General features: G+C 38.4%; 12 protein-coding genes and 1 riboswitch. Of the genes, 9 read left to right on the top strand and 3 right to left on the bottom strand.

Annotation, left to right across the window (positions count from 1 at the left end; translation table 11 throughout):
- From RT445_RS20565 to RT445_RS20540, 6 genes are all read left to right on the top strand, one after another.
- On the top strand, positions 1-279 hold a 279-nt coding region (locus RT445_RS20565), incomplete at its 5' end, for a VOC family protein (protein WP_313471450.1).
- A gap of 5 nt (positions 280-284) precedes the next feature.
- The gene (locus RT445_RS20560; protein ID WP_274793602.1) at positions 285-1832 is read left to right on the top strand and encodes an acyl-CoA carboxylase subunit beta; all 1548 of its coding nucleotides are present in this window, start codon (positions 285-287) and stop codon (positions 1830-1832) included.
- A 101-nt stretch (positions 1833-1933) separates the two neighbouring features.
- Positions 1934-2887 (top strand): coiled-coil domain-containing protein, encoded by a 954-nt coding sequence (locus RT445_RS20555; RefSeq protein ID WP_274793601.1) that lies wholly within the window; start codon positions 1934-1936, stop codon positions 2885-2887.
- A gap of 136 nt (positions 2888-3023) precedes the next feature.
- On the top strand, positions 3024-4139 hold the full coding sequence (locus RT445_RS20550) for a M20/M25/M40 family metallo-hydrolase (RefSeq protein ID WP_274793600.1): 1116 nt from the start codon (positions 3024-3026) through the stop codon (positions 4137-4139).
- Between the two features lie 25 nt (positions 4140-4164).
- Positions 4165-4653, top strand: coding sequence for a chemotaxis protein CheW (locus tag RT445_RS20545; RefSeq protein ID WP_274793599.1), 489 nt, complete (start codon positions 4165-4167; stop codon positions 4651-4653).
- 137 nt (positions 4654-4790) lie between these two features.
- A riboswitch (cyclic di-GMP riboswitch) is annotated at positions 4791-4882 on the top strand.
- A 43-nt stretch (positions 4883-4925) separates the two neighbouring features.
- Positions 4926-5807, top strand: a complete 882-nt coding sequence (locus tag RT445_RS20540; protein WP_274793598.1) for an amidase — start codon at positions 4926-4928, stop codon at positions 5805-5807.
- Positions 5808-5852: 45 nt separating this feature from the next.
- Here RT445_RS20540 and nspC read toward each other — a convergent pair whose 3' ends face one another.
- The 3 genes from nspC to RT445_RS20525 form a co-directional block, all read right to left on the bottom strand.
- The gene (nspC, locus tag RT445_RS20535; protein ID WP_274793597.1) at positions 5853-6992 is read right to left on the bottom strand and encodes a carboxynorspermidine decarboxylase; all 1140 of its coding nucleotides are present in this window, start codon (positions 6990-6992) and stop codon (positions 5853-5855) included.
- On the bottom strand, positions 6989-8218 hold the full coding sequence (locus RT445_RS20530) for a saccharopine dehydrogenase family protein (protein WP_274793596.1): 1230 nt from the start codon (positions 8216-8218) through the stop codon (positions 6989-6991). Before RT445_RS20530 ends, nspC begins: the two co-directional genes overlap by 4 nt.
- 420 nt (positions 8219-8638) lie before the next feature.
- On the bottom strand, positions 8639-8845 hold the full coding sequence (locus RT445_RS20525) for a hypothetical protein (protein WP_274793595.1): 207 nt from the start codon (positions 8843-8845) through the stop codon (positions 8639-8641).
- A gap of 204 nt (positions 8846-9049) precedes the next feature.
- Between RT445_RS20525 and RT445_RS20520 the strand changes: the two genes are divergently transcribed.
- The 3 genes from RT445_RS20520 to RT445_RS20510 form a co-directional block, all read left to right on the top strand.
- Positions 9050-10765, top strand: coding sequence for a methyl-accepting chemotaxis protein (locus tag RT445_RS20520; RefSeq protein WP_274793594.1), 1716 nt, complete (start codon positions 9050-9052; stop codon positions 10763-10765).
- Between the two features lie 91 nt (positions 10766-10856).
- Positions 10857-11597, top strand: coding sequence for a tetratricopeptide repeat protein (locus tag RT445_RS20515; RefSeq protein WP_274793593.1), 741 nt, complete (start codon positions 10857-10859; stop codon positions 11595-11597).
- 112 nt (positions 11598-11709) lie between these two features.
- A partial coding sequence (locus RT445_RS20510) for a LysE family translocator (protein ID WP_313471448.1) occupies positions 11710-12258 on the top strand: 549 nt, incomplete at its 3' end.

The raw sequence follows: 12258 nt of genomic DNA, 5'->3' as shown, positions 1-12258 counted from the left end.
GACGCAGGCAACGTAAAAATAGAGCTATTAGAACCAATGAGTGAAAAGAGCGCCATTCATGGATTTATTGAGAAACGTGGAGAAGGCATTCATCATGTGGCCTTCGGAGTGACAGGAATTCGTGAGCGTATGGCAGAGCTTCGGGAGAAAGGTGTACGTCTATTATCCGACGAGCCAGGGCCAGGTGCTGGTGGTGCAGAGGTTGCGTTCATGCATCCGAAATCTTCATTCGGTGTGTTATATGAATTATGTGATAAAAGTGGAAAAGGGGATAAGTGATCAATATGGATATGTTCGACAAAATCAATGATTTATATGATCGTAAGACGGTAATTGAACTTGGTGGTGGCTATGAGCGCATCGACAAACAGCACGAAAAAGGAAAATTAACAGCTCGTGAACGTATTGAATTATTGCTAGATGATGGCACATTTTTTGAAATCAATCCATTTATTACGCATCGTACAGTAGATTTCGGGATGGACAAAATGGAAGGTCCTGGTGATGGTGTTGTAACCGGTTTCGGAAAAATCAATGGCCGTCCTGTATACTTATTCTCTCAAGATTTCACAGTGTTTGGTGGAGCTCTTGGTGAAATGCATGCGAAAAAAATGGCGACGGTAATGGACCTAGCTGCGAAAAATGGTACACCATTTATCGGCATCAATGATTCAGGTGGCGCACGTATCCAAGAGGGTGTTCTTTCTCTTGATGGTTATGGTCACATTTTCTACCGTAATGCGATTTATTCAGGGGTGATTCCGCAAATCTCTGTTATTATGGGACCATGTGCTGGTGGAGCGGTATATTCTCCGGCTATTACTGACTTTATCCTAATGGTTGATAAAACATCTCAAATGTTCATTACAGGACCTAAAGTAATCGAAACCGTAACGGGTGAGAAAATCTCCGCTGAAGATTTAGGTGGTTCAAAAGTCAATAATGCAGTAAGTGGAAACGCTCATTTCCGCGCACCATCTGAAGAAGAAGCAATTGATCAAATTAAGAAACTATTAAGCTATTTACCACAAAATAATAAAGAAAAGGCACCTCGTCAAGCACGTCCTGAAGGGGATGACTACCGTCCAGAAATCGTGGATACAGTGCCAATTGAAACAACGCGACCATATGATGTACGAAGAGTTGTAGAACAAGTAGTGGATGAAGATTCGTTCATGGAGGTTCACGCAGAGTTTGCAAAAAACGTAGTTGTTGGTTTTGCACGTATTGCTGGTGAATCAGTTGGACTTGTTTGTAACCAACCAAAAGTACTTGCAGGTGGATTAGATATTGATTCTTCTGATAAAGCGGCTCGTTTCATTCGCACGTGTGATGCTTACAATATTCCAATCATCACATTTGAAGACGTATCTGGCTTCTTCCCAGGTGTTAAACAAGAGCATGGCGGTATTATTCGTCATGGTGCGAAAATCCTTTATGCTTATTCAGAAGCGACAGTACCAAAAATTACAGTTATTTTACGTAAAGCTTATGGAGGCGCTTACGTTGCCTTAAACTCTAAATCTATTGGTGCAGACCTGGTATTTGCTTGGCCAAATGCTGAAATTGCTGTTATGGGTGCAGCAGGTGCCGCGAACATTATTTTTGCACGTGAAATAGCGAAATCGGATGACCCAGAAGCGACACGTGCTGCCAAAATTGAAGAATATAAAGAAAAATTTGCAAACCCTTATGTTGCAGCTTCACGTGGAATGGTAGACGATGTTATCGATCCTCGAGATACTCGTATTAAGCTAATTCAAGGACTAGATATGCTAGCAAACAAACACGAAACTCGTCCAGAGAAAAAACACGGTAACATTCCACTATAAAAAAACAAGCCTAGTAGCGTGATAGTTACTAGGTTTTTCTTTTTTTAAATGAAACATTTTTCCTTGTCATCCGTACTGATAGATAAGAGGAGTTGAGATGAATGGAATGGCAGCAATTACAAACAGAGCAAGAAAAGATTCATGCACAACTAAGAAAAGCATCCAGATTAAAGGAGCAAAGTCAGTTACTGAATAGCCAAATTGAACTTACACAACAGGAAATAGACCAACATACAGCAGCACTCAATCAAATTCGATCCAAACTGGATAAATTAGATAGTTTCTCGTTTATGAATATGATTCGTACGTGGACTGGACAACAAGATGAGCTTCGTGCAGAAAAAATTGATAAAGCAGCGGTACTTGAATTAAAGATGAATGAAGCAAAAAAAATGCAAGTTGACTTAACTGAAGATAACATTCAAGTAAAGCATAAACTAACGCAAATAGATGAAGTGGCCTTACAACAAGCACTGAAACAGGTACTTTCAAAAAAGAACAAGTACTTACAGCTTCATGATCCAGCACAAGCAGCTAGACTAGAGCATTTAGCAAATGAAGAAATGTTAACCAAACAACTGATAACAGAAATCCAAGAAGCTGAGGAAGCAGGAGAAGTAGCCTTAACAAAGCTAGGGCAAGCGGCAGCTTCATTACATTCTGCCAGCGGATACTCCACTTGGGATACTTTTTTTGGCGGTGGACTTATTGCCACTCACTTAAAGCACGATGCACTCGATCAATCGGAGAACTACTTACACAGTGCTCAAATTGCCTTGCAACGTTTTCATAATGAATTATTGGATGTTCATGAGATGTCAACAAAATCACTCCATGTGGAGACAGATGGTTTCGTTAAATTTGCTGACTACTTCTTTGATGATATTTTTTCAGCCTGGTCTGTCCATTCTAAAATTTCAACTGCAAGGGAACAGGTATCACGTGTGCAAGATGATGTACATAATACAATTTGGCGCTTACGGGATAAACATAACAAAGCAGTGAGCTATCTACAAACGATAATAGAAGAAAAAGAGGCTATTTTAAATGTCTAAGGAAAGTCTGAGGATTTTTTTCTCGGACTTTTTGTCTGTCGGATTGTTCAAGTGATTTCAACTCTTCTGACGTTGTGCTAAAATAATACGTATACTATAACGTGGAAGAACACGTAAACTAAGGGAGTTTTACAACATGACAAGTCGTTTAGTAGAAGAGTTTTTTGAGCTCGTTCAAATTGATTCAGAAACAAAGCATGAACAAGTAATTGCACCAATTCTTGTAGATAAATTAACTGCACTTGGATTTACAGTCATCCAAGATGATGCACATACGCGTAATGGACATGGAGCAGGCAATATTATCGCCACTTTAAAAGGTACTCTAGATGTAGAGCCAATCTATTTTACTTCTCATATGGATACAGTTGTTCCAGGGAAAGGCATTCAACCATCCCTGCGTGAAGATGGTTATATCGTATCCGATGGTACGACAATTTTAGGTGCTGATGATAAGGCAGGCCTAGCAGCACTCTTTGAGATGGTCAAGCGATTAAAAGAGCAAGATATAGAGCACGGAGATATAGAATTCATTATTACCGCTGGTGAAGAGAGCGGTCTTGCTGGTGCTAAAGAGTTAGATCCATCTAACATTAAAGCAAAGTATGGCTTTGCGGTGGATAGTGATGGCAAAGTAGGTGGGATCGTAACAGCCGCACCATTCCAAGCGAAAATTTTTGCAAAGATTATTGGCAAAACGGCACATGCTGGGGTTGCTCCTGAAAAAGGTATTTCCGCTATTACAGTAGCATCTAAGTGTATTGCTCAAATGAAGCTTGGGCGTTTAGATGAGGAAACGACAGCTAATATTGGACGCTTCGAAGGTGGCCAAGCAACGAATATCGTATGTGATGAAGTGACGATTCTAGCTGAAGCACGTTCCATTGATCAAGCTAAATTAGATGCCCAAACAAAGCATATGCAGGAAACATTTGAACAGGTTTCAGCTTCATTAGGCGCACGTGCAGAAGTGGAAGTGAAGCTTATGTATCCTGGATTCCGTGTAACAGAAACAGATAAAGTTGTGCAGGTTGCTATGGAAGCTGTTCGCAATATTGACCGTACACCAACATTAGGTATTTCTGGTGGAGGATCGGATGCGAATGTGATCGCAGGATTTGGTATTCCTACAGTGAATTTATCTGTCGGATACGAGGATATTCATACAACAAATGAAAAAATACCAGTCGAAGAATTAGAAAAATTAGCAGATTTACTCGTTGAAATCGTCAAGGAATCTGCAAAAAAATAACAGTCGAATAGAAGGATGTGAACGCATGGAAAGTGTCAAAGCAGTCGTTTTTGCTTGTGGGACAGAGGAATATGCGGTACCTGTAGAGCAAGCGATATCAATTGAAAAATTAGAGCATGTAACACCTATTCCTCATTTACCGAACTATCTTCTAGGCTTTACAAGAATTCGAGGTGAGCTTGTACCCGTTCTCGATTTTGAACGAATACTATACAACCGCTCCTCCAATACAGCAACTGCTCGTATTATTGTGATGAATACGGACGTTGTCAATTATGGATTACTTGTTACAGAGGCCCGTGAAATTCTTGATTTTGATGATTCCATACTGCAACAATTGGGTCTTGTCAATTATAGTAAAACGCGCTACTTTACAGCTGTAGCTAATCTAGAAAATCGTATGATAACATATGTTGATCCAAAAATACTGGTTAATTCATTAGAGGGCATTCGGGAAATTATCGATTATTTACACAAAATGCTTGAAAATGAAAAGGAAAACGTAGAGGCTTAAGTACTCTACGTTTTTTTATATTTGACTAGTAAATTTAACCTGTATTTTATCGTTTTTACCTGATCATACATGTGACAATTATGCATTATACCTACAGACAAACCGTTGCTAACCGCGTATGATAATGAGTAAGAAAAAACTGAAAAAGGCAAACTTCACCGAAAGGGAAGGACGCAAAGCCATGAGTCTAAACACTATATTTTCAGTGCATGATTGTCAGGTTGCCAGGTTCTGTTCTAGGAGCCGTGGCGAGTAGAATGGAGTTAGTTTGTATGAAGAGACAATTAAAAATGTGGACAGCACTAATCGTCATCATGATTAGTTCATTAGCTTTATCAAGTGGAAAGGTTGATGCAATGGCTACACAGGAAAAGGCTACGTGGCTGTGGGATACATCCCTCATCATGGATGACCAAGAAAAAATATTATTATTTTTAGAACATAACGATGTTAAAAAGGTTTATCTGCAAATCGATCAAGGCATAGCGAACGATGACTATAAGCAGTTTATTAGCAACGCTTCTGACAAAGGTATTCGCATTTATGCATTGGATGGTGCTGCAAGCTGGGTTTCAGCTGAGGGTAGTCGAAGCCAAGACGAGTTGTTTAATTGGTTACATACATATAATGAGAATTCAACTGAATCTGAGCAATTTTCTGGGGTTCATCTTGATGTTGAACCTTATTTAAATAGTGGATGGAGCTCACATCAAGCACAAACGATAGGATCCTATCAAACACTAATAATGAAAGCAAGTGAGCAAGCAAATCAGTTACAACTTACTTTAGAAGTAGATATGCCATTTTGGTTTGATGAAGTTCAGTATCATAACGAATTTGGAAAAGGGTTATTAGCTGATTGGGTCATTGACCATGTGGATAGTGTGACGATCATGGCCTATCGCGATGCTGCAAAAGATATTATTTCTATTGTTGAGCATGAAATTGCTTATGCTTCCACGGTGAATAAATCGATTGTAATTGGTGTAGAAACAGGCGCTTCAGAGGAAGGGCAAAATATTACTTTTTATGATAATGGAGAAGCTTATATGAATGAACAGCTTATACTTGTTCACCAACATTTTTCAAATAACGATGCTTTTCATGGAGTAGCCATTCATTATGTGGAGAATTGGATGACCATGCGGCCATAAAAAAAGTCCTTCCAGTGTAAAACTGGAAGGACTTTTCTATTGGTATTAGGACAGTCGACCACTGTAGTCCTCGAATTTAAATTCACGAATGACTTTAATACCTTCTTCATCATTATAAGAAACGATAGAAGGGAGGTTGACGCCGTTAAACATATGGTTTTTCACCATTGAATAATGGGCCATATCTGTGAAGACAAGTCGATCACCTGGTTTTAATGGCTCTTCAAACGAATAATCGCCAATCACATCACCAGCAAGACATGTAAGTCCACCTAAGCGATATGTGTGTGCGAATTCATTCGCTTGACCAGAACCAATGATCATTGGGCGGTATGGCATTTCAAGTACGTCAGGCATATGACATGTTGCTGACGTATCTAAAATAGCAAGGTCCATCCCATTTTTTTGAATATCAAGTACTGTAGCGACTAAATAGCCTGTATTAAGCGCTACTGCTTCACCTGGCTCTAGGTAAACAAGCAGGTTATACTTTTCTTGAATATAATTAATGATGTGAACAAGTTTCTCTACATCATAATCTTCACGTGTAATATGGTGGCCACCACCAAAGTTTAACCATTTCATTTGGTGTAAAACATCACCAAACTTTTCTTCTACTACTTCAATAATACGCTCTAACGTATCAGAGTTTTGCTCACACATCGCATGGAAGTGCAAGCCATCAATGCCGTCAAGTTGTGATTTATCGAAGTTAGCTAAAGTCGTACCAAGACGGGAATTTGTATAGCAAGGATCGTAAAGCGCAGTTTCAATTTCAGAGTACTCAGGATTTACTCGAATACCACATTCAATTGTTTTACCTGCAGATTTCACTTTATCCTTGTACTGTGCCCATTGGTTAAATGAGTTAAAAACAATGTGATCCACATATCCTAGAAGCTCGTCCATTTCATGCTCAATATATGCAGGAGCATAAACGTGAACTTCCTTGCCCATTTTTTCATAGCCCAGGCGTGCCTCATGCAGTGAGCTGGCTGTAATACCTGCTAAATATTCCCCAACTAAAGGGAATGTTGAATGCATTGAGAAACCTTTAAGGGCTAGTAAAATTCGGCAGCCTGTACGATCTTGAATTGATTTTAAAAGCTCAAGATTTTTTGTTAATAATCGTTCATCCACTACATAGGAAGGGGATGGAACTTTTGAAAAATCAATTGGTTTCATCGGCTTAATTCCTTTGCATCTAAATCAAGGTCAAGTAATTCTGGGTTATGGCTTTCTTGCCATGGTAGACCCCATTTATTTAGTGCATCCATGAATGGATCTGGATCGAACTCTTCCACGTTCCAAACACCCGGTTTACGCCATTGACCATTCATCACAAGCATTGCACCAATCATAGCTGGTACACCAGTTGTGTAAGAAATCGCTTGTGAACCAACCTCGTTATAGCACTCTTCGTGATCACAAACATTGTAAACATAATACGTTTTTTCTTTGCCATCTTTTAGACCGCGAATGATACATCCGATATTTGTTTTACCTTTTGTACGTGGTCCAAGAGAAGCTGGATCTGGTAATACTGCTTTTAGGAAGTGAATTGGTTGAATCATTTGACCTTCAAATTCGATCGGCTCAATTGATGTCATACCTACGTTTTCTAATACTTTTAAGTGTGTTAAGTATTTTTCAGAGAACGTCATCCAGAAGCGGATTTGTTTTAAACCTTTGATATTTTTCGCTAGTGATTCAAGCTCTTCATGGTATAGAAGGTAAATATCTTTTGGCCCGATTTCTGGTAGGTTATAAACTTCTTTTTTCTCAAGTGGTGCAGTTTCTACCCACTCACCATCTTTCCAGTAACGACCATTCGCTGTAATTTCGCGAATGTTAATTTCTGGGTTGAAGTTTGTTGCGAAATGATAACCATGATCTCCCGCATTTGCATCCACGATATCGATATAGTGGATTTCATCAAATTCATGTTTTTGCGCATGAGCTGTGAAAACGCCTGTAACCCCTGGATCGAAACCGCTACCAAGTAATGCAGTTAAGCCAGCTTTTTCAAACTTCTCTTTATAAGCCCATTGCCATTTATATTCAAATTTAGCCGTTTCAGGTGGCTCGTAGTTTGCAGTATCCACATAGTGCACACCTGTCGCTAAGCAAGCATCCATAATCGTTAAGTCCTGATAAGGTAGTGCAACGTTAATAACAACATCAGGTCCGAAAGATTTTATAAGCTCAATAACCTCTTCTGTGTTGTCTGCGTCTACCTGTGCAGTATGAATTTTTGTTTTTCCGCCGTCTAGTTTTTCTTTTAGAGCGTCACATTTTGAAACAGTTCTACTTGCGATACAAATTTCCTCAAATACGTCCGAATTTTGAACACACTTGTGTACCACAACACTGGCAACTCCGCCAGCTCCGATAATCAATGCTTTACCCAATTGTCTACCCCCAAGTTCATAAAAGTATTGTCAAACAAGCTGATTATACAGAAATTTGATATAGTACTCAATCATTGTTTTAAAATTTTCTACAAAAAATTTTGTTTTTCTACAACAATTAGTCGTAATCAGAGGGGAATACCTCGAAAAAGAAGCCAATTGTGAATGAAAAGAACTAAACGAATCAGCCTATTTAGTAAAAAAATGAATTGAAATCAACTCATATCAAAATGTTTCTGTTAGGAGAAGCAGTTCGACTAAATCTCTTTAAAAAATAACTGTAACATCAATAAAAGAATGAAATAGGATTCTTAAAGAGCTAATGCTTTCTAACTTTACATAAAAATATCCCTTTTACACTAAAGGTAGAAAGGGAACGTTTTATAGTAGTAATGGCAAGTCAAGTTAGTTTTATGCATATTATTTCAAATAACGGTTTGGTATTTGTTGCTTCTCCTCTCCCCAAACATAAAAGAAGATCACGAGCAATGTACTTAAAAATCCCATCACTAGAGCATACGTACTGAGGGCTACATGCACTTGACTATGCACGGTATAAATGAAGATAGCTCCTATTGTTAACAAATTTCCCGTAATAAGCGATATAAAATGAAAACGTTTATTCATAGCAAGCCCTCCTATTTGTTGAAGTACTTTGCTTTCAAAATGAAGAAAGTTAACTTCAATTATCGCACAATTCAGAACTTTTATCCAACACTTTAAACTTCTAAGATAAATTAAAGATGCTTTTTTAATACATCTTTTTATAGTATGATGAGAAATAATAGGAAATATTCATAGATTATGACAAGAAAGGGGAGACGATGAATCGTGAAATTACGCAATTCATTAACTTTTCAACTAGGGACGATTATCGCTGGTATTTTAGTTGTTATGCTAGGGATCACTTCGCTCGCCACATACATAACTGCATACAATAAACTATATGATGCTGCTGGTGTAGAGGCCTATGGCTGTGCCAATATTACGACAGGTTTGATCAATCCAGAACAGATAGATAGGGCCATTAGCGGCGATCAAGCTGCACAGCAGCGTATTGGGAAGGATTTAAACTGGACAACGGGCCATAAAGATATTTTCCAAACACAATATATATTAGCCCTTGATGGTACATTAATAGCCCTTGATGATCAATTAGCTGAGAAAGGCTTTGCACCTGGCGATTCATTTTATGTAGACAAAGAAGCGCTTGAAAATTTGCTTTCACATCAACACCCGACATACTCACAACCATATACCTTTGCTGGGATGGAGCGTTTATCTGGCTATGCGCCTATTTTTAAAGACCACGACTCTAATAAAGAGATTATTGCCATTAGTGTTATCGATTTTGATGCCAATATCGTCAAGGAGCGAACTTGGGATGTCGTACGGAACGGTATATTAATTAGTATTTTCCCAATGCTTATTGCTTCTATCATTACTGGATTTTTAATCCGTCGAAAAGTAAAACCTATTACTGTCCTTATTCAGCAGGCAAAAGAAATTGCAAATGGTAATTTAGCTGTACCTGAAACAAAGATTAACAGTAAGGATGAAGTGGAGGATTTAGCGAATACATTAAATCGAATGACGGCTAATTTACAAAATATGATTATGACAATGCGTTCTACTTCTAATACTCTAACTAATAATGCAGATGAAACCGCTTCCACTTTGATGAATATGACTAATACAATTCAAGGTGTCGCTAATAATATTGAAGAGGTAACAAGTGCTGTGACTGCAGGGATGCATCATGCGGAAAATGCCACAGATGTTCTTACATCTTTAGCAGAAGATCTTCAAATGATTCAAAACAATGCCAATAAAAGTGCAGAGAATGCTCGACAAACAATGAATTTAGCAACAGAGGGTGAGCGATTAGCAAAGGATATAAGCAATGCTATGGCATTAATTCATAGCGGATCAGGTGAAGTACGTCAGACAGTAGAAAACTTAGTTAGCTCTGCCACCAAAATCCAGACTATTACAACGTCTATCGCTACTATTGCCTCACAAACGAATTTGCTCGCCTTAAATGCTTCAATTGAAGCTGCTAGAGCAGGGGATCATGGGAAGGGCTTTGCCATTGTAGCAGAGGAAGTACGTAAGCTTGCTGAGCAATCCAATCAGGAGGTTTTACAAGTAGAGCAACTTATTGGGGATATTATGCAACATGTACAGCAAGTCATGACATCAACGAATGATAATACGCAATATATCCAAAAAGGAACAGAGACGGTGCGTTTAACAGCACAAGCTTTAGGAAATATTTCAACAGCAGTGGCTACTACAGTGGATGAAATGATTGCTATATCGAATGCCATGACCGCTGAAAATCAAAAATCAGCTCATATTGTTCAAATGATTCAACGATTAACAGAATCGATTCGAGATATTGAGGAAACGATGAATATGATTACTCTCGCAGCACAGCAAACAACTACAAGTATTGATGAGGTTTCACAAGGGTCTAATGAAACAAATCAAATGGCTCATACACTAGAGCAACATGTTAAAGCATTTAAATTAAAAGAATTGTAGAAAGATTAGGACAGGTTATCTTTTTCTTACACTATGAAGATGGTACACTAACTATAAGATTTTTCTTTAGGTGAAGGCGAGGATATGAATAGTGGTTAATCGAATGGATGAGCAAGTTCAACAAATCAATGACTTATTTGTAAGTGGACAAGTAAAAGAGAGTTATCAACTAGCTAAAGATATACTTGCCAATGAAACCATTAAAGATGGGGAGGCTAAACAGCTCATTTTGCAACATGTTGCATTGCTTGAGGCAAATGGTTATGCCAATATACCGGCAACTACTGATGAGAAGGTGAAGCAAAGTGTAGAACGAACAGATGGCTCCTATCCAGAACGAGATGTTCTTGCTGCTTATATAGGTAGTCAAGATAGTGAACAGTTTGGAAAAGTAGTCGATGAATTATTAGCAGGGACCATTGAAGCACAGGCGAATGCTTATTATACAATGGCTGAATATTATGTCCTTGCTAAAGAACATGATAAGGCAACCGTACAATATGCTGAGGCCATCAAGCTACAGCCAAATAAAGCGCTATACTGGGGGGCTTTTGCACAGTTTTTAAATCGACATGAGGGAAGCCCCTATCTGGCGCTGCGCTTAATTGAGGAAGCTATTCTATTAGATGGTATGAATCCTCGTTGGCACTATATTCAAGGGAATATTTTTTTACAACTTATAGCCGCAACTAAAAATTTAAGCTATTTACCGGCCTTAGAAGAAGCATGGGAAAAAGCCAAAAAACGTTGCACAGCCAAGCAAGTTACATTGAAAATGGACCTAGCAAAATCAAACGATGTACTGGCTCAATGGAAAAAGCAGATGCTATAAATCTAGAAATATATTTAATATTGATAATTATTTCCTTTAAAGTATATTTATGCTACCATGAATGTATAAACGGACGTATGAAGCTTATCGATGACATGAAAGAAGTGTTTTTTTGAGTTTATATGTAGCGTATGTATTAGTAGGACTTGCCATTGCCATGCCTGTAGGAGCAATTACGGTAGAAATGACAAAGCAAGGACTCAAAAATGGTTTTATACACGGCTGGGCTGTGGGACTTGGTGGCATGACCATTGATATAGTATTAGTTTTTGCCTTGTATATGGGACTAGCTTCTATATTGGCTATGCCGATGGTACAACTACCCATGTGGATTATAGGGGCAGGATTTTTATTTTTGTTAGGGTATGATTCGATCAAGAATGCCGACCATGATATTACGTTGGTAGGAGAAAAAGTCACCAAATCGTTTTTTGCCTCTTATTTTAATGGCCTACTAGTAGCAATTTCACCTGGTAATCTCGTTTTTTGGGTTAATGTATTTGGAGTGGTTTTAGCGAAATCCTATGGACAAGGAGAGCAGACAAGCTTTTTAATCATTGCTGCTGGTGTTCTTAGTGGAATTTTACTCCACGATATCGGTTTACTAACAATTGTCTCGGTGATACGTGAATCATTGAATAGTAAAATGATTAAAACATTT

It is taken from the genome of Lysinibacillus sp. (assembly GCF_032093475.1).
In the GTDB taxonomy this organism is placed as follows: Bacteria; Bacillota; Bacilli; order Bacillales_A; family Planococcaceae; genus Lysinibacillus; species Lysinibacillus irui.
This window is presented reverse-complemented; position numbering and strand designations above follow the sequence as displayed.

Excerpts from the sequence above, each read along its gene's own strand:
- RT445_RS20560 (WP_274793602.1), top strand. The coding sequence starts at position 285 with ATGGATATGTTCGACAAAATCAATGATTTATATGATCGTAAGACGGTA.
- RT445_RS20555 (WP_274793601.1), top strand. The coding sequence starts at position 1,934 with ATGGAATGGCAGCAATTACAAACAGAGCAAGAAAAGATTCATGCACAA.
- RT445_RS20550 (WP_274793600.1), top strand. The coding sequence starts at position 3,024 with ATGACAAGTCGTTTAGTAGAAGAGTTTTTTGAGCTCGTTCAAATTGAT.
- RT445_RS20545 (WP_274793599.1), top strand. The coding sequence starts at position 4,165 with ATGGAAAGTGTCAAAGCAGTCGTTTTTGCTTGTGGGACAGAGGAATAT.
- RT445_RS20540 (WP_274793598.1), top strand. The coding sequence starts at position 4,926 with ATGAAGAGACAATTAAAAATGTGGACAGCACTAATCGTCATCATGATT.
- nspC (WP_274793597.1), bottom strand. The coding sequence starts at position 6,992 with ATGAAACCAATTGATTTTTCAAAAGTTCCATCCCCTTCCTATGTAGTG.
- RT445_RS20525 (WP_274793595.1), bottom strand. The coding sequence starts at position 8,845 with ATGAATAAACGTTTTCATTTTATATCGCTTATTACGGGAAATTTGTTA.